Below are 16437 nucleotides of genomic sequence, written 5' to 3'. Positions count from 1 at the left end.
GGGAGAGCCTTGTGGCCATCGAAATTCACTGGATCCGTGACGACCAGAGCCTGGCCGAACACTGCCGCGACTGGCACCAACTGCCGTTCGTCGCCGTCGATACCGAATTCATGCGGGTCGACACCTTCTACCCGAAAGCCGGGCTGATCCAGATCGGCGACGGACAGCGGGCCTTCCTGATCGACCCGCTGCTGATCGGCAACTGGCAACCCTTGGCCGACCTGCTGGACGACAGTGGCGTGGTCAAGGTGCTGCACGCCTGTAGCGAAGACCTCGAAGTGCTGCTGCGCCTGACCGGCAAGCTGCCGCAGCCGCTGTTCGACACCCAGCTGGCTGCCGGTTACCTGAACCTGGGCTTCTCCATGGGCTATTCGCGCCTGGTGCAGGAAGTGCTGGGCATCGAGTTGCCCAAGGGCGAAACCCGTTCCGACTGGCTGCAACGCCCGCTCTCCGATACTCAGGTCAGCTATGCCGCCGAGGATGCCGTGCACCTGGCCGAGCTGTTCACCGTCTTGCGCCCGCGCCTGAGCGACGACAAGTACGCCTGGGTGCTGGAAGACGGCGCCGAGCTGGTGGCCGCGCTGCGCCGTGAAGTCGAGCCCGAAACCCTGTACCGCGACGTCAAGCTCGCCTGGAAGCTGGCCCCCCAGCAACTGGCGGTGCTGCGTGAGTTGTGCGCCTGGCGTGAACGTGAAGCGCGTAGCCGCGACGTGCCGCGTAACCGCATCCTCAAGGAGCACTCGCTGTGGCCCATGGCCAAGAGCCAGCCGAACAACCTGTCGGCGTTGGCCAAGATCGACGAGATGCACCCGCGCACCATTCGTCAGGATGGCGAGTTCCTTCTCCAGCTGATCCAGCGCGCTGCCAGCCAGCCTGCCGAGCAATGGCCCCAGACGTTGCCTGAGCCGCTGCCGATCGAGGCCGCAGGCATCCTCAAGCAGCTGCGTGCAATCGGCCAGGCCGAAGGCGAGCGCCTGGGGATTGCCCCTGAACTTATGCTGCGCAAGAAAGCCCTGGAGGCGCTGCTCAAGAGCGGCTACCCCAACGGCCCATATCAACTGCCCGATTCGCTGCGCGGCTGGCGCCGTGAGCGCATGGGCCAGGCCCTGCTGGATAACCTGGCAGGTGCCGGAGAGACCCGATGAAACGCATTTGCTCGATCTACAAGAGCCCTCGCAAGAACGAAATGTACCTGTATGTGCTCAAGGCCGATGGCCTGGAGCGCGTGCCCGAAGGCCTGCTGCCGTTCTTCGGCACCCCCATGCACGCTTTCGACCTGGTGCTCAGCCCTGAGCGCAAACTGGCCCGCGAGGACATCGCCAAGGTGCTGGAGAACCTCGATAACCAGGGCTACCACCTGCAGATGCCGCCGGTGGAAGACGAGTACATCGAGCACCTGCCGGAAGAGTTGCTGCGCCGTAACGACCCGGTCTGACCATGCGAGTACTGATTGCTGAGCATGACCATGCTCGATATGCAGGGCTTGTGCGCGAAGCGGCGCCGGAAGTGGAAATCCTGACCAGCGGTGACTCCGCCGAACTGGCCCGTCATGCAGCGCAGTGCCCGGTGTGGCTGGGCCAGCCGGACCTGTTGGCAAGCTTGCTGCGCCAAGGCCACAAGCCGGACTGGATGCAATCGACCTGGGCCGGCATCACGCCGTTGCTGGCCGACGGGCTGCCGCGTGACTATCGCCTGACCCGAGCGGTAGGCATTTTCGGCCAGGTGATGGCCGAGTACATGCTCACCTACATGCTTGGCCATGAGCGCGAGGTGCTGTCGCGCCTGGTCAGTCAGGTCGAGCGGCGCTGGGATGACCGCCCGGGGCGCACGCTGGAAGGACGCAAGGTGCTGATTGTCGGCACCGGCGACATTGGCCAGCGTGTGGCCGAGTTCCTGCAACCATTTGGTGTGGTGCTGTACGGGGTTGCCAGCAGTGCCCGTGAACAGGCACCGTTCGTCGAGGTGGCGGCGTTAGCCGACCTGCCGCGCATGGTTGGCCAGGTCGACTATGTACTCAACCTGCTGCCGGATACCCCGGCTACTCATGACCTGTATGACGCGGCGCTGTTCAAGTGCTTCCAGGCCACGGCGTTGTTCATCAATGCCGGGCGTGGCGCGGCCGTGGTCGATGCCGACCTGGTAGAGGCGCTGAAAGAAGGCCATCTGGCCGGTGCGGTGATTGATGTGTGCCGCCAGGAACCACTGCCTAAACAGCACCCGTTCTGGACCGCCTGGGGCTTGCTGCTGACCGGACACAGCTCGGCACCCACCTCGCCGGCGGCGATGGTGCGGCTGTTTGTCGAGAATATGCAGGCGTATGAAGCGGGGCGGGGCTTGCGGGGTGAAGTGGACTTTGCCAAGGGCTACTGATTTGTAGTGCCTGCACTGGCCCAATCGCCGGCAAGCCAGCTCCCACAAGTACCCCACAGTTTTCAGATTCTGTGCAGTACCTGTGGGAGCTGGCTTGCCGGCGATTGGGCCGGTACAGGCGACACAAGGCTTACAGGCTGAAATCACCCTCGGCAGCCAGCTCGCTCAGCGGCTTGCGCGGGCTCGGCACTTCACGCGACTGTAGCGCCTCGTCCAGGCTGGCCTTGTCACCCAGCTTGCCGATCGCAACCATGGCATGCAGCACATAGCCTTCAGGCACTTTCAGTTCCTGCCGCGCCAGGTCCTGGTCAAAACCGGCCATGCCATGGGTATGCCAGCCGCTGATGCTGGCCTGCAGGGCCAGGTGGCCCCAGGCGGAGCCGGTGTCGAAGGTGTGCCACAGCGCCGGTTTTTCTTCCGTGGCGCCCGGGGCGGCGAAGGTGGTCTTGGAAATAACCAGCACCAGTGCCGAGGCCTGTTGCGCCCAGCTGCGGTTGAATGGCACCAGCAGGTTCAGGTAACGCTCCCAGTTTGGCGTGTCGCGGCGGGCATACAGGAAGCGCCAAGGCTGCGAGTTGTACGCCGACGGTGCCCAACGGGCGGCTTCCAGGAAGCTCAGCAGGGTTTCTTCGCTGATCGGCTCGGCGGTGAAGGCGCGTGGCGACCAGCGGTTGATGAACTGCTCGTTGATGGCGTAATCGGCAATGCGAGGGTTGGCGCTCATGACAGCTCCTGCAAAAGGACGGGAAACCCGCACGCTACTGCGTCCCGTCGCGACTGACAAGCGGTCTGGCTTTGCGCAAGGTCAGGCTCTAGACTGGCGCCGCCGCGCGCCGTGGCCCAAAGATGAATGCAGGAAACCGTGTGATGATCGCTGAAAACGCGCCGTTCTGGCGGCGCAAGACCCTCGAACAACTCAGCCCGCAAGAGTGGGAGTCGCTGTGCGACGGCTGCGGCTTGTGCTGCCTGCAAAAGCTTGAAGACGAGGACGACAACAGCGTCTATTACACGCGTATCGCCTGCAAGCTGCTGGACCTGCAAACCTGCCAGTGCAGCGACTACCCCAACCGCTTCGCTCATGTACCGGACTGCATCCAGCTCACCCCGGGCAAGGCCGACCAGTTCACATGGCTGCCGAGCACCTGCGGTTATCGCCTGGTCAGCGAGGGCAAGGACCTGCCGGCCTGGCATCACCTGGTCTGTGGCGATCGCCAGCAGGTCCATGAACAGCGCATTTCCCAGTCGGGGCGTATGCTCAGGGAGCAAGATGTGCACGAAGATGACTGGGAAGACCACCTGATCTTCCGCGCCAGCTGAACGGCGCGGCCCGCTGCCACGGGGAAACAAGGAGTTTCTGTATGCGTTGCCAGCTGTTTTTGCTGTTGGGCCTGATGGCCAGTTCGCCAGCCTGGGCGAAAAAGGTCGACCTTGACTACCAGGTGCGCCTGTTGCCCGCCAGTGGCCAGGCGGAAGTGCGCCTCACCTTGGCTGAAGGCAGTGCCGTGCGCAGCCTCGACTTCGACCTGGGCAAGGCCGGAGCCTTCAGCGGCTTCCAGGCCGATGGCCAATGGCAACTCAAGGGCCAGCGTGGCGTGTGGCAGCCGGCGGCCGGCAAGACCAGCCTCAGCTACCGCGTGCAACTGGACCAGAAGCTTGTCAGCGGTGCCTACTCTTCGCGTATCACCCCGCACTGGGCGCTGTTCCTTGGCGACCAGCTGGTACCGCCTGCACGGCTTGACCAGCAGGATGGCACCGAGCTGGTGGCGCGCCTTGCGTTCGACCTGCCTGAGGGCTGGAAGAGTATCGAAACCTCGTGGCCGCGCATCGGCAAGGACAAGTTCCGCATCGACAACGTTTCGCGCCTGTTCGATCGCCCGACCGGCTGGATGCTGGCCGGTGACCTGGGTAGCCGCCGTGCTCGCCTGGGCGATACCGAGGTGACCGTAGCCGCACCGGTGGGGCAGGGCATGCGGCGCATGGACAGCCTGACCCTGCTGACGTTCGTGTGGCCGCAGTTGCAGGCGGTGTTCCCGCGCAACCCGCCAAAACTGTTGTTGGTGGGGGCGCGTGACGGCATGTGGCGCGGTGCAATGGCTGCACAGGGGTCGCTGTACCTGCACAGCGCCCGGCCAATGGTGAGCGAGAACGGCAGCAGTCCGTTGCTGCGCGAAGTGGTGCAGCTGTTCGCGCAGATCCATGGGCGTGACGGCAGCGATTGGCTGGTAGAAAGCCTGACCGACTATTACGCCAGCGAGCTGCTGCGCCGTTCGGGCGGGGTGAGCGATGACCGTTACCAGGCCTGGCAGGCACGCCTGAGCAAACAGGGCGCCAAGGTCACCCGGCTCAAGGGTGAACGCGCCAGCCCTGCCCAGGTGGCGCGCGGGGTGATGTTGCTGCAGGCACTGGACAAGGAAATACGCATCCACACCCAGGCCAAGCGTTCACTGGACGATGTGGTTCGCGGGCTGATGCGCCTGCCCAGTGTGAACACCGAAGATTTCGTGCAGATCAGCGAGAACGTGCTGGGGCGCAAATCCGAGGTGTTGCAGAGCAAGACGTTGCGCTAGGCATCCCTGTCGCCCGTGCTGGCCACTTCGCGGGTGAGCTTGCTCCTTCGGACACGGCGAGGTTTACCTCGAAGGCTCTGCCGTGCGTCTTTCAACAGTCCCAATGTCATTTATGGTCAAGTCCGTGGCGGATTCAGGCAACTTGACTGCCCCCTCGCTGGCGTACCGTGACCGGGCGCGAAGCTCATCCACGCTGGGTTTCGATCCAGGAGCTTCACGTCCCCCCACAAAGAAAACAAAAGCAGGGATCAGGATGACAATGACAAGCGCGAGTGGCGCCGGCAATCAGCTGGCGCAAGGCTTCAAGCAACGCCATGTGACCATGCTCTCCATCGCCGGGGTAATCGGTGCCGGGTTGTTCATCGGCTCCGGGCACGCCATCGCGGCAGCTGGCCCTTCGGCCATCGTTGCCTACGCACTGGCCGGCGCGCTGGTGGTACTGGTGATGCGCATGCTCGGGGAAATGGCCGTTGCCAGCCCCGATACCGGCTCCTTCTCCACCTATGCCGACCGCGCCATTGGCCGTTGGGCCGGCTTTACCATCGGCTGGCTGTACTGGTGGTTCTGGGTGCTGGTGATTCCCATCGAAGCCATCGCCGCTGGCGTGGTGCTCAACAACTGGTTCCCGCACATCGATGCCTGGTTCTTCGCCCTGAGCATGACCGTGCTGCTGACCGCCACCAACCTGTTCAGCGTGGCCAAGTACGGCGAGTTCGAGTTCTGGTTCGCCATGCTCAAGGTGATCGCCATCGTTGCCTTCATCGCCCTGGGCGCGGCGGCCTTGGCCGGTGTGTTGCCGGGCCGTGAAGTCAGTGGCCTGCCGCTGTTGCTGGAACAGCAGGGCGGCTTCATGCCCAATGGCTGGACGGCGATCATCGGCGCCTTGCTCACCACCATGTTCAGCTACCTGGGTACCGAAGCGGTGACCATTGCCGCCTCCGAGTCGAAAGACCCGGCGCGCAACATCGCCAAGGCCACCCGCTCGGTGATCTGGCGCATCAGCGTGTTCTACCTGCTGTCGATCTTCGTGATCATTTCGGTGGTGTCGTGGAATGACCCGCTGTTGCCGGTGCAAGGTTCGTATCAACGGGCACTGGAAATCATGAACATCCCTTACGCCAAGCAACTGGTGGACATCGTCGTCCTGGTGGCGGTAGCCAGTTGCCTGAACTCTTCGATCTACATTTCCTCGCGCATGCTCTACTCGCTGAGCAAGCGTGGTGATGCACCGGGTTTCATCCAGCGCACCTCGAAAGTGGGTGTGCCGCGCGCGGCGGTCATCGGCAGCACGTTGATCGGCATGCTGGCGACCATCGTCAACTATTTTGCCCCGGCCGAGGTGTTTGCCTTCCTGCTGGCCAGCTCCGGCTCGATCGCCTTGCTGGTGTACCTGGCAATCGCCTTCTCACAACTGCGCATGCGCGCCATCCTGCAGAAGCAGAATGTCGAGATCGCCTTCCGTATGTGGCTGTACCCTTGGCTGACCTATGCGGTGATCGGCTTCATCATCTTTGCCCTGGGCACCATGTTCGTCATGCCCAAGCACCGTATGGAGGTGTCGCTGACCCTGGCGTTGGCGCTGGTGATCCTGGTGTTGGGGGTGATCACCAGCAAGCGGCATGCGCGGCGGGAGGCGCTGGCAACTGCTTAGAGCGCTTTGTGTGAATGAAAGGGAGCCACCTGCCTGCAGGTGGCTTTTTTGTTTGTGCTTTTGTCAGGTCTGGATAATTACCTGTCCGGTTTGGCAATGCAGCCTCAAGGGTGTTTAATTCCACCCCTGTAACCCGCTAGAACCCTTTAAAACAGGGGCCTAAACAGATTTCACCGTTCATCGAAAATGCTGTAGACACATTGTCTAACAGTGCCCTATAGTCGTTATACAAATAGTAGACATAGCGCTATGACAACAAAGAAGGCCGCCATGAAAGCCACCGTTCAACCACTCGCTGCAGACGTGCCGCCGGACCGCAAAGCCGTCCTGGCCGAAGCGCTGCGCCGCCGGATCCTCAGCATGGAACTGGCCCCGGGCGCGGTGGTGGACGAACTGGCCCTGTGTGACGAATTTGGCCTCTCGCGCCCTCCGGTCCGTGAGCTACTGCGCCAGATTGCCGCCGAAGGCTACATCGAGCTGGAAGCCAACCGCGCGCCACGTGTCGCCGCCATGAACCACGAGTCGCTGCACAGCTTCTACGTTGCCGCGCCGCTTATCTATGTGGCCACCACCCAGTTGGCCGCCACCTACGCCAGCACTGAAGAAATCGAAGTGCTCAAAGGCATCCAGGCCCAATTCCGCCAGGCCATCGAAGAGCGCGACGTGGAAAACCGCGTGCTCTACAACGACGCCTTCCACCTGGAAATCGGCAAGATGGCGCACAACGACTACCTGCTGCCAAGCCTGCGCCGTCTGCTGATCGACCACACCCGGCTGGGCAAGATCTTCTATCGCCACCCGACGACCGATGACATGCAGCGCGACCTCGAAATCGCCTGCGAGCAGCACGAGCAGATGATCCAGGCCATCGAGCGCCGCGACCCGCAAGCTGCCGGCCAGCTGGTGCGCGACCACTTCGAGCTGTCGCGTCGGCGCATGGCCGAGTACGCCGCACCGCAAGGGCTGGATGTACCGATCCAGATATGAATGACCAAGGTCAGGCCGCCGGCATTGACCACCCTCGACAACAAGATCCAGGTTAGTGACATGACAAGAATAAGTTCGTTACCTGCCGATGATGCCACCTGTGGTTGGTACCACCTGAGCACACCGCGTACGCCAAGGCCGGCCCACAGTGGGCACAGCCAGGCGCGCTGGGTAGTGGTGGGTGCAGGCTTCACCGGCCTGGCTGCTGCACGGCAGCTGGCAACGAACTTTCCGCATGACGAGATCGTGCTGGTCGAGGCCCAGGAGGTCGGTTACGGCACCTCCGGGCGCAACGCCGGCTTTGCCATCGACCTGCCGCACGATATCGGCGCCGAGGATTACATTGGCGACATCGACATCGCCAAGACCGTTCTCAAGCTCAACCTGGGCGGCCAGCAGTACCTCAAGGACCTGATCGAGCGCTACGACATCGAGTGCCAGTTCCGCCACTGCGGCAAGTATCAGGCGGCCATCGAAGACCGCGGCATTGCCGTGCTGGATGCCTACCGCCGGGGCCTGGACAAGCTTGGCCAGCCGTACGAAGTGATCGAAGGCCGAGACCTGCCCGATCACATCGGCACCCCGTTCTACCGCAAGGGCCTGTTCACCCCGGGCACGGCCTTGCTGCAACCCTCGGCACTGGTCAAAGGCCTGGCCGACAGCTTGCCGTCGAACGTTTCGCTGTATGAACGCACACCGATCACCGACGTCGAGTACGGCGACAAGGTGGTGCTGCGCCACGCCAATGGTTCGATCACCGCCGACAAGCTGGTGCTCACCACCAATGCCTTCGGCATGAGCTTCGGTTTCCTCAAGGGCCGTATGTTGCCTGTCTTCACCTACGGCAGCATCACTCGCCCGCTGACTGAAGAAGAGCAGGCGCGCCTGGGCGGCAAACCTTACTGGGGCGTCATCCCTGCCGACCCGTTCGGCACCACCATGCGCCGCACCGTCGACAACCGCCTGCTGATCCGCAACAGCTTCAGCTACAACCCCGATGGCCGCAGTAACCGCAAATACCTGGAGCGCTTTGTCGAGCGCCACCGCGATTCGTTCGCCCGGCGCTTCCCGATGTTGCCGGGTGTGAACTTCGAATATACCTGGGGCGGTGCACTGGCACTGTCGCGCAACCACATGGGTTTCTTCGGCAAGTTGGCACCCAATGTGGTGGGTGCACTGTGTTGTAACGGCCTGGGTGTAACCCGTGGCACCGTCACCGGCAAGTTGCTGGCCGACTGGCTGGCCGGCGACAAGAACGAACTGATCGAATTCTTGCTCAATGCCCCCGGGCCTTGTGCGAACCCGCCGCAGCCCCTGGTTTCCCTGGGGTTGAACGCCAACCTGATGTGGGGGCAGTTCCGCGCTGGCAAAGAGAGCTGATCGTTACCTGAGTTAGGCCATAGAACATTTTTCGTCGGCGTAAGTTGGCCGGCACGGGCGCGGCTTGCCCGAATTTGATGATCGAGATGCGTCGTCCGGTCACCCGGGGCTGAAGGCGGTTTTCAGTTTCGCGGACGCGCTCGCCTTGAAAATGTGCATGTAGCAGACGTGGTAGGAACAACAATGACAAATCCGAATGTTTCGATTGAAGATGTACCGATCAACAACTTTCACCAGTTGCTGACCCTGCGTTCCGGTGGTGGTTCGTTCGTCGATGGCTATGTACTGAGCATCATCGGCGTGGCCATGGTGCAGATGTCCGCAGGCCTGGGCCTGACCAGTTTCTGGCAGGGCATGATCGCCGCTTCTGCGTTGATCGGCATTTTCTTCGGTGGCTTCTTCGGCGGTTGGTTGACCGACCGTTTCGGCCGCAAGCGCGTGTTCTTCGTTGGCCCGACCCTGTTCATCCTGGCCTCGGTCGCGCAGTTCTGGGTCGAATCGGCGCTGGCGTTGTTCCTGCTGCGGTTCGCCATCGGTATCGCCGTGGGCATCGAATACCCGGTTGCCACCTCGCTGCTGGTGGAGTTCTTGCCCAAGAAGAACCGCGGCCCGCGCCTGGCTACCTTGACGGTATTGTGGTTCGCCGGTGCCGCCACCGCCTATCTGGCCGGTGAAGCCATCCTGCGCCACGGTGGCGACGATGCCTGGCGCCTGGTGCTGGCCAGTGCTGCGGTCATCGGTGCGTTGCTGTTCGCCATTCGCCTGGGTACCCCGGAGTCGCCACGCTGGCTGATCAGCAAAGGCCGTTCGGCCGAGGCTGAACAGGTAATCAAGCGCGTCTACGGCAACGGCTTCTCGTTGAAGAACCTGCCGGAAGAGCCCAAGACACGCAAGCTGTCGTTCCTCAGCCTGCTGCACTCTGGCTACGGTAAACGCATGTTGTTCGTCACCATGTTCTGGACCTGCTCGGTCATCCCGGTATTTGCCGTGTACGCGTTCGCCCCGAAGGTGCTGGGCGCGCTGAACCTTAAAGGTGACTGGGCATCGATCGGTTCCATCGCCATCACCTTCCTGTTCGTGGTCGGCTGCATCGTCGGCACCCGCCTGCTCAACACCATCGGCCGTCGCACCACGCTGCTGCACAGCTTCTTCTGGTCAGGGCTGGCGCTGCTGGGCCTGGGCGCCTTCAGCAACGGCAACGAGATGCTCATCCTGGTGCTGTTCGGGGCCTATGCGTTGTTCATCGGTGGCGCCCAGGTGCTGCAACTGGTGTACCCCAACGAACTGTTCCCCACCGAGATCCGCGCTGGCGCCGTAGGCGTGGGCACTTCCATGTCGCGGGTCGGTGCCGCAGTCGGCACCTGGCTGGTGCCCATCGCCCTCGACAGCTACGGCATCGGCGCCACCATGTATGCCGCTGCCGCCGTGACCTTCGTCGGCCTGGCCTTCTCGGTCGCCCTGGCCCCGGAAACCCGTTCGCTGAATCTGCAACAAGCTGCTTCGCTTGGCTGAAGCCTTACAACCCACCGCCGCGTCGTTGCGCGGCGGCCTTTACAACACTGAGCAACGCACTGGAGAACCTACCGTGAAATTCGAAGGCATCTACACCCCGGCAATCACTCCGCTGGCTGCGGACGGCTCGATCGACAAGGCAGCGTTTGCCGAGGTCCTCGAATACCTGGTCGAGTCGAAAATCCACGGTGTCATCATTGGTGGCTCTACCGGCGAGTACTACGCCCACACCACCCAGGAGCGCATCGAACTGGCCGCCCAGGCCAAGGACGTGCTCAACGGCCGCCTGCCGCTGATCGTCGGCACTGGTGGCATCCGCACCGAAGACGCGGTGGCCTTCGCCCAGCACGCCAAGGAAATCAAGGCCGACGCGCTGCTGGTGGGCACCCCGCCGTACGCGCTGCCGACCCAGCAGGAAATCGCCCTGCACGTCAAAGCGGTCGACGCCGCCGCCGGCCTGCCGATCATGCTGTACAACTACCCAGGCCGCATGAGCGTAAGCATGGGCGAAGAATTCTTCGATGCCGTGGCTGATGTGAAAAACATCGTCGCCATCAAGGAAAGCTCCGGTGACATGGCCCAGCTGCACCGCCTGGCCATCAAGCGCCCGAACATCCAGCTGTCGTGCGGCTGGGACGACCAGGCCCTGGAGTTCTTCGCCTGGGGCGCCCAGAGCTGGGTGTGCGCCGGTTCCAACTTCATCCCGCGCGAGCATGTGGCCCTGTACGAGGCCTGCGTGATCGAGAAGGACTTTGCCAAAGGTCGCAAGATCATGGCTGCCATGATGCCGCTGATGGACTTCCTGGAGGGTGGCAAGTTCGTCCAGGCCATCAAGAACGGCGTGGCCCTGAATGGCCTGAAAACCGGCGGCGTGCGCAAGCCGCTGTACGACCTGGACGACGCCGAGAAAGCAGAACTCAAGCGCGTGGTCACCGAACTGAAGGCCACCATCGCCCTGATCAAATAAGGAGGCTGGAAAAATGGCTGAATTGCTGAGCAAGGAACAATACGCGGCCATCGCCGCCGAACTGCAACTGCGGACCAAGGCCTTCATCGACGGTGAGTTCCGCGATGCCATCTCCGGCCGCACGTTCGTCACCACCAACCCGGCCACCGGCAAGCAACTGGCCGAAGTGGCGGCCTGCGACGTCAACGACGTCAACGTGGCTGTGGCGGCTGCCAAGCGCGTGTTCGAAGCAGGCACCTGGTCGAAGATGCAACCGAACGACCGCAAGCATGTGCTGCAGAAGTTCGCCCAGTTGCTGGAAGACAACGCCCATGAACTGGCCGTGCTGGAAGCGCTGGACAGCGGCAAGCCGGTCAGCGAGTGCCAGAACGTCGACGTGCCGGAAACCATCCACACCATCCGCTGGCACGCCGAGCTGATCGACAAGATCTACGATGCCACGGCCCCGACCGGCAACGCTGCCGTGACCATGGTGGTGCGTGAAGCCATCGGCGTGGTCGGCCTGGTGCTACCGTGGAACTTCCCGCTGCTGATGCTGGCCTGGAAGATCGCCCCGTCGCTGGCCGCTGGTTGCTCGATCGTGGTCAAGCCGGCCAAGGAAACCACCCTCAGCGCCCTGCGCGTGGCCGAACTGGCCCATGAAGCCGGCATCCCGGCCGGTGTGTTCAACCTGGTACCAGGCGGTGGCCGCGAAGTGGGCGAGGCCATCGGCCGCCACATGGACATCCCGATGGTCAGCTTCACTGGCTCGACCGACACCGGTCGCCTGTTCCTGAAGTACGCCGCCGAGTCCAACCTCAAGCGCATCGTGCTGGAGCTGGGGGGCAAGAACCCGGCCGTGGTCATGAATGACTGCGAAGACCTGGACGAAGTGGCCCAGTTCGTTACCGCCGGTGCGTTCTGGAACATGGGCGAGAACTGCTCGGCTTCTTCGCGTCTGATCGTGCACAAGGACGTGAAGGACGAGCTGCTGGGCTTGATGGCCAAGCACCTGAAGGACTGGAAGCTGGGCGACCCGATGGACCCGGACAACCGCCTGGGCGCCATGGTCAGCAAGTCGCACTTCGAGAAGGTCAAGTCGTACCTGGAATACGCTGCCGAGCAGAAGCTCAGTATCGTCCAGGGTGGCGAGACCGAGGAAGGCGTGTTCGTGCAGCCGACCATCGTCGACAACGTAGGCCGCGACAACAAGCTGTTCGTGGAGGAAATCTTTGGCCCGGTGCTGAGCGTGACCAGCTTCGAGACCCTCGATGAAGCCATCGAACTGGCCAACGACACCGTCTACGGCCTTGCGGCTTCTGCCTACACCGGCAGCCTGCGCAATGCGCTGCGCCTGTCGCGTGAAATCCGCGCGGGTGTGGTCACGGTCAACTGCTTCGGCGAAGGTGATGTCACCACGCCGTTCGGTGGCTACAAGGAGTCTGGCTTTGGTGGACGCGACAAGTCCATCTGGGCACACGACCAGTACACGGAGCTGAAGACCATCTGGATCAACGCTTCGTGATCTGAGCAAGACCGGTGCTGTTCTGACGGAGTTCGGCACCTGGCCGCCCTGCTATCGCAGTGGCGGCCTTTTTATTACTTGAACTTGGGCCCTGACCGGGTGTTCAGCCCCTTGGCCATGCGGTCATACAGCACCACATTCACCGTCGCCGCCAGGTTCATGCAACCTTCGGTCGGTATGTAGATGGTTTCTTCACACCACCCCCGCACATCCTCGCTCAACGAGCCATCCTCAGGCCCGAAGATATAGATAGCCCGGTCCGGGTGGGTGTATTCCGGCAATGGCCGCGCCCCTTCCACCAGCTCCACCGCCACCGGCGTGCAGCCCAGCGGGATGATGCGTTGCAGGTCATCGATGCCGATCAGCGGAATGTCGTAATGCACGCGCTTGGTGTCGGTGACGAAGTCACGCGCGCGTTCGTAGCGTTTACCTGTGTAGAACACCGAATTGACGCCATAGCAGCCCGCCGCGCGCATCACCGAGCCGACGTTTTCTGGCGACTTGGGGTTGAACAGGCCGATGCAGCTGTATCGTTTGTTTGCCACGTACCGGGGCCCTTCGCGAAAAAAGCGCGATTATACGGGCTGCCCGGTAGCAGCGGGGGGCGAATCGATGGTCAGTCTTTCTTCAACATGCCTGCCAGTGCGGCGAACGGGTTGTGGGTGGCCTTGGCGATGCTCGGCGTGCTGGTGGAGCCTTCGCTGAAGTACTGCTGGTCGGTGTAGCGCGAGTGCTCGTTGTCGTGGCAGTACAGGCACAGCAGTTCCCAGTTGGAGCCGTCCTGCGGGTTGTTGTCGTGGTTGTGGTCACGGTGGTGCACGGTCAGCTCGCTCAGGCGCTTGCCGGCGAATTCGCGGGCGCAGCGGCCGCAGACGTGCGGGTACATTCTCAGGGCCTTGTCGCGGTAGCCCATTTCCTTGTCACGCTTGGCATCGGCCAGGATGCGATCGAGGCGCGCGGTGGCGGCGGCGGAAGAGGTGGAGCTCATGGTGTTTCCTTTGTTCTGATCAGGCAAATGACGGTTATGCCATTGAGTCTAGCGCGCTTGCAGGGCAGGCGGACAGGCGAAAGCTTTGATTTAGGCGTAGCCTGTAGGAAGGTTCCCGACAGGAGGTTGCTGATGTTTCACGCGATCCTCACCGCGCTGTTGCTGGCTGGTTTGCCCATGGCCGAAGCTGCCAGCACGCCACCCCGACTCACTACACCGGTACCCGGTGCACCCGGTACGCCCACGCCCACGCCATACCCGCAGATAACCCCTAGTACGCCGCCCAAGGCCTACGACAACCAGCCTGGGGCGCCGTTGCTACCGCCCATGCCTGTGCCGGGGCCACCGAAGGACCAGCCACTGCCGGGGCTGCGGCAGGACCCTCCGAAGCCGGTGGTGGATGATGATTGAGCACTGGCGGCTTGCACCGGCCCTGTGGGGGCTTGAAACTGGGCTTTACGCCACCCCCAGCTCGCCAAACACGAACGCATATTCCAGGGCCACATCCTTCAACCCCTGATACCGCCCGCTCATCCCGCCATGCCCAGCCCCCATCTCGGTCTTGAGCAGCAGCAGGTTGCTGTCGGTCTTGCGCGTGCGCAGCCGCGCCACCCACTTGGCCGCTTCCCAATACTGCACGCGGCTGTCGTTGTAGCCCGCCACCACCAGCATCGCCGGGTAGGCCTGCGCTTTCACGTTCTCATACGGCGCATAGGCCTTGATCCGCTCATACACCTCCGGCTCCTCGGGGTTACCCCATTCGTCGTACTCGGTCACGGTCAGCGGCAGGTCGGGGTCGAGCATGGTGTTGAGCACGTCGACGAACGGCACCTCGGCAATCGCGCAGCGGAACAGCTCGGGGCGCAGGTTGAGTACCGCGCCCATCAGCAGGCCGCCGGCGCTGCCGCCACTGATGGCCAATCGGTCAGAGGCGGTCACGCCTTCGGCGATCAGGTGCTCGGCGCAGGCGATGAAGTCGCTGAAGGTGTTGGGCTTGTGCTCCTGCTTGCCGGCGCGGTACCAGGCTTCGCCCAGTTCGCCGCCGCCACGCACATGCGCGATGGCAAAGGCCACGCCGCGATCCAGCAGGCTCAGGCGGGCATGGGAGAACCACGGGTCCAGGCTTTCGCCATAGGCGCCGTAACCGTACAGGTACAGCGGCACGGTCTTGCCCAGGTCCTGACGGCGACGCACCAGGCTGATCGGCACCCGGGTGCCGTCCGCTGCGGTTGCCCACAGGCGCTCACTCACATAGTCATCGGCATCGAATGCACCCAGGACTGGGGTTTGCTTGAGCACGGCCTGGGCACCCGTGGCCAGCTCCAGCTGGCGCACCTGGGCCGGGCGGTTGAGCGCTTCGTAACGCAGGCGTATGCGGGTGCTGGCGAACTCCAGGCTGTCCTGCACATACAGGCTGTAGGCCGCGTCGGGGAGTTCCACGCGGTAGGCTGGCAGCCCTTGCGGGCGGACTTCGATGATCGGCAGGCCGCCTTCGCGCAGACTCAGGGTCAGGGCGCTGGCGTTCAGGCTGAGGCCTTCGAGCATGATCGCATCGCGGTGCGCCACCAGCACCTGCCATTGCTCACGGCTTGGCACCGGCGCAACCGGCGCGTGGTACAGGGCGAAGTTGATGCCGTCCTGGTTGGTGCGGATGAACCAGCGCCATTCGCCGTCCAGCTGGCCATGGTCGGGGAAGTACTCGTGGCCTTCGACACGCGGTGCCAAGCAGGTGAACGGCGCCTGCGGTGTTTCGGCGTCCAGTACCCAGGCCTCGCTGGTGGTCTTGCTGTTGAGCAGCAGCACCAGCTGGCGCTCGGAACTGGTGCGGTAGCAGTGCAGGAAGAAGCGCCCGTCGGGCTCTTCGAAAACGGTCTGTGCATCGTCGCCACCCAGCGTGTGGCGCCGCAGCCTCCAGGGTCGGTGAGTGTCGTCCAGTTCGGTGAAAAACAGCGTCTGGCTGTCGTTGGCCCAGGTCAGGCTGCCGTCGCAGTCGTCGAAGGGCAGGGCAGTGACGTTGCCGCTGGCCAGGTCCTTGACGTACAGGGTGTAGATTTCGTCACCGCTGGTGTCGAGGCTGTAGGCCAGCAGACGATGGTCGGGGCTGACGTTGAAGGCGCCCAGCGACAGGAAGCCGCCATTGGCCAAGGCGTTGGGGTCGAGCAGCAGTTGTTCCTGGCTTTCATCGACGGTATTGGCGTCGTCGGCCGGGCGCGGGCAGCGGTAGTGGCGCGGGTACTCGTCGCCCGCCGTGGTGCGGGTGTAGTACAGGTAGGGGCCCCAGGGTGCCGGCAGCGACAGGTCGGTTTCCTGGATGCGGCCCTTGATCTCTTCGAACAGTTGTTCGCGCAGGCGCGCCTGCTCGGCCAGACAAGCTTCCTGGTAGGCGTTTTCGGCTTGCAGGTAGGCGAGGACCTCGGGGGTGTCGCGTTGTTGCAGCCAGGCGTACGGGTCGGCGGCGTTGTCGGCGTGGGCGATGGGCGGCTGGGGCTTGTTGGACATTGGTGATCTCTT

General features: G+C 63.1%; 16 protein-coding genes. 12 read left to right on the top strand and 4 right to left on the bottom strand.

Annotation, left to right across the window (positions count from 1 at the left end):
• Nucleotides 1–11 precede the first annotated feature (11 nt).
• Genes rnd through QQL85_RS13995 form a run of 3 tightly spaced genes read left to right on the top strand, consistent with a single transcriptional unit; the run spans nucleotide 12 to nucleotide 2370 of the window.
• Entirely contained in the window at nucleotides 12–1145 is a 1134-nt protein-coding gene (gene rnd, locus QQL85_RS14005) for a ribonuclease D (RefSeq protein ID WP_284354150.1), read from the top strand.
• Nucleotides 1142–1435: a YcgL domain-containing protein gene (locus QQL85_RS14000; RefSeq protein ID WP_284354149.1), complete on the top strand. Its 294-nt coding sequence runs from the start codon at nucleotides 1142–1144 to the stop codon at nucleotides 1433–1435. Before rnd ends, QQL85_RS14000 begins: the two co-directional genes overlap by 4 nt.
• Before the next feature lie 2 nt (nucleotides 1436–1437).
• A complete protein-coding gene (locus QQL85_RS13995) occupies nucleotides 1438–2370 on the top strand; it encodes a D-2-hydroxyacid dehydrogenase (RefSeq protein ID WP_284354148.1) in 933 nt (310 codons plus the stop codon).
• A 130-nt stretch (nucleotides 2371–2500) separates the two neighbouring features.
• On the opposite strand, the gene QQL85_RS13990 is transcribed toward QQL85_RS13995, so the two are convergent.
• Entirely contained in the window at nucleotides 2501–3094 is a 594-nt protein-coding gene (locus tag QQL85_RS13990; RefSeq protein ID WP_284354147.1) for a nitroreductase family protein, read from the bottom strand.
• 143 nt (nucleotides 3095–3237) lie between these two features.
• Here QQL85_RS13990 and QQL85_RS13985 point away from each other — a divergent pair, with 143 nt between their 5' ends.
• The 8 genes from QQL85_RS13985 to QQL85_RS13950 all read left to right on the top strand — a co-directional run bounded on the left by QQL85_RS13985 (nucleotide 3238) and on the right by QQL85_RS13950 (nucleotide 12938).
• Complete coding sequence (locus tag QQL85_RS13985) at nucleotides 3238–3687, top strand: YcgN family cysteine cluster protein (protein WP_284354146.1); 450 nt, start codon at nucleotides 3238–3240, stop codon at nucleotides 3685–3687.
• Between the two features lie 41 nt (nucleotides 3688–3728).
• A complete protein-coding gene (locus QQL85_RS13980; RefSeq protein ID WP_284354145.1) occupies nucleotides 3729–4937 on the top strand; it encodes a hypothetical protein in 1209 nt (402 codons plus the stop codon).
• A gap of 253 nt (nucleotides 4938–5190) precedes the next feature.
• Nucleotides 5191–6588 (top strand): GABA permease, encoded by a 1398-nt coding sequence (gene gabP, locus QQL85_RS13975; protein WP_284354144.1) that lies wholly within the window; start codon nucleotides 5191–5193, stop codon nucleotides 6586–6588.
• A gap of 270 nt (nucleotides 6589–6858) precedes the next feature.
• Nucleotides 6859–7575, top strand: coding sequence for a GntR family transcriptional regulator (locus tag QQL85_RS13970; protein ID WP_284354143.1), 717 nt, complete (start codon nucleotides 6859–6861; stop codon nucleotides 7573–7575).
• A gap of 60 nt (nucleotides 7576–7635) precedes the next feature.
• On the top strand, nucleotides 7636–8955 hold the full coding sequence (locus QQL85_RS13965; RefSeq protein WP_284354142.1) for an NAD(P)/FAD-dependent oxidoreductase: 1320 nt from the start codon (nucleotides 7636–7638) through the stop codon (nucleotides 8953–8955).
• A 183-nt stretch (nucleotides 8956–9138) separates the two neighbouring features.
• A complete protein-coding gene (locus QQL85_RS13960; RefSeq protein WP_284354141.1) occupies nucleotides 9139–10467 on the top strand; it encodes an MFS transporter in 1329 nt (442 codons plus the stop codon).
• 73 nt (nucleotides 10468–10540) lie between these two features.
• Entirely contained in the window at nucleotides 10541–11434 is an 894-nt protein-coding gene (locus QQL85_RS13955) for a dihydrodipicolinate synthase family protein (RefSeq protein WP_284354140.1), read from the top strand.
• A gap of 13 nt (nucleotides 11435–11447) precedes the next feature.
• Nucleotides 11448–12938: an aldehyde dehydrogenase gene (locus tag QQL85_RS13950; protein ID WP_284354139.1), complete on the top strand. Its 1491-nt coding sequence runs from the start codon at nucleotides 11448–11450 to the stop codon at nucleotides 12936–12938.
• Nucleotides 12939–13012: 74 nt separating this feature from the next.
• On the opposite strand, the gene QQL85_RS13945 is transcribed toward QQL85_RS13950, so the two are convergent.
• Complete coding sequence (locus tag QQL85_RS13945) at nucleotides 13013–13483, bottom strand: RNA methyltransferase (RefSeq protein WP_016711941.1); 471 nt, start codon at nucleotides 13481–13483, stop codon at nucleotides 13013–13015.
• Nucleotides 13484–13554: 71 nt separating this feature from the next.
• Entirely contained in the window at nucleotides 13555–13926 is a 372-nt protein-coding gene (locus QQL85_RS13940) for a YajD family HNH nuclease (RefSeq protein ID WP_016488597.1), read from the bottom strand.
• Between the two features lie 132 nt (nucleotides 13927–14058).
• Here QQL85_RS13940 and QQL85_RS13935 point away from each other — a divergent pair, with 132 nt between their 5' ends.
• Nucleotides 14059–14337 carry a hypothetical protein gene (locus tag QQL85_RS13935; RefSeq protein ID WP_284354138.1) on the top strand — a complete coding sequence of 93 codons (279 nt, stop codon included), beginning with the start codon at nucleotides 14059–14061 and terminating at the stop codon, nucleotides 14335–14337.
• A 45-nt stretch (nucleotides 14338–14382) separates the two neighbouring features.
• Here QQL85_RS13935 and QQL85_RS13930 read toward each other — a convergent pair whose 3' ends face one another.
• Nucleotides 14383–16425, bottom strand: coding sequence for a S9 family peptidase (locus tag QQL85_RS13930; protein WP_284354137.1), 2043 nt, complete (start codon nucleotides 16423–16425; stop codon nucleotides 14383–14385).
• Between the last annotated feature and the right edge of the window lie 12 nt (nucleotides 16426–16437).

It is taken from the genome of Pseudomonas putida, from assembly GCF_030159595.1.
In the GTDB taxonomy this organism is placed as follows: Bacteria; Pseudomonadota; Gammaproteobacteria; order Pseudomonadales; family Pseudomonadaceae; genus Aquipseudomonas; species Aquipseudomonas putida_AC.
This window is presented reverse-complemented; position numbering and strand designations above follow the sequence as displayed.

Excerpts from the sequence above, each read along its gene's own strand:
- QQL85_RS13965 (WP_284354142.1), top strand. The coding sequence starts at position 7,636 with ATGACAAGAATAAGTTCGTTACCTGCCGATGATGCCACCTGTGGTTGG.
- QQL85_RS13935 (WP_284354138.1), top strand. The coding sequence starts at position 14,059 with ATGTTTCACGCGATCCTCACCGCGCTGTTGCTGGCTGGTTTGCCCATG.
- QQL85_RS13940 (WP_016488597.1), bottom strand. The coding sequence starts at position 13,926 with ATGAGCTCCACCTCTTCCGCCGCCGCCACCGCGCGCCTCGATCGCATC.
- QQL85_RS13980 (WP_284354145.1), top strand. The coding sequence starts at position 3,729 with ATGCGTTGCCAGCTGTTTTTGCTGTTGGGCCTGATGGCCAGTTCGCCA.
- QQL85_RS13995 (WP_284354148.1), top strand. The coding sequence starts at position 1,438 with ATGCGAGTACTGATTGCTGAGCATGACCATGCTCGATATGCAGGGCTT.
- gabP (WP_284354144.1), top strand. The coding sequence starts at position 5,191 with ATGACAATGACAAGCGCGAGTGGCGCCGGCAATCAGCTGGCGCAAGGC.
- QQL85_RS14000 (WP_284354149.1), top strand. The coding sequence starts at position 1,142 with ATGAAACGCATTTGCTCGATCTACAAGAGCCCTCGCAAGAACGAAATG.
- QQL85_RS13960 (WP_284354141.1), top strand. The coding sequence starts at position 9,139 with ATGACAAATCCGAATGTTTCGATTGAAGATGTACCGATCAACAACTTT.
- QQL85_RS13970 (WP_284354143.1), top strand. The coding sequence starts at position 6,859 with ATGAAAGCCACCGTTCAACCACTCGCTGCAGACGTGCCGCCGGACCGC.
- QQL85_RS13930 (WP_284354137.1), bottom strand. The coding sequence starts at position 16,425 with ATGTCCAACAAGCCCCAGCCGCCCATCGCCCACGCCGACAACGCCGCC.
- QQL85_RS13985 (WP_284354146.1), top strand. The coding sequence starts at position 3,238 with ATGATCGCTGAAAACGCGCCGTTCTGGCGGCGCAAGACCCTCGAACAA.
- QQL85_RS13950 (WP_284354139.1), top strand. The coding sequence starts at position 11,448 with ATGGCTGAATTGCTGAGCAAGGAACAATACGCGGCCATCGCCGCCGAA.
- QQL85_RS13990 (WP_284354147.1), bottom strand. The coding sequence starts at position 3,094 with ATGAGCGCCAACCCTCGCATTGCCGATTACGCCATCAACGAGCAGTTC.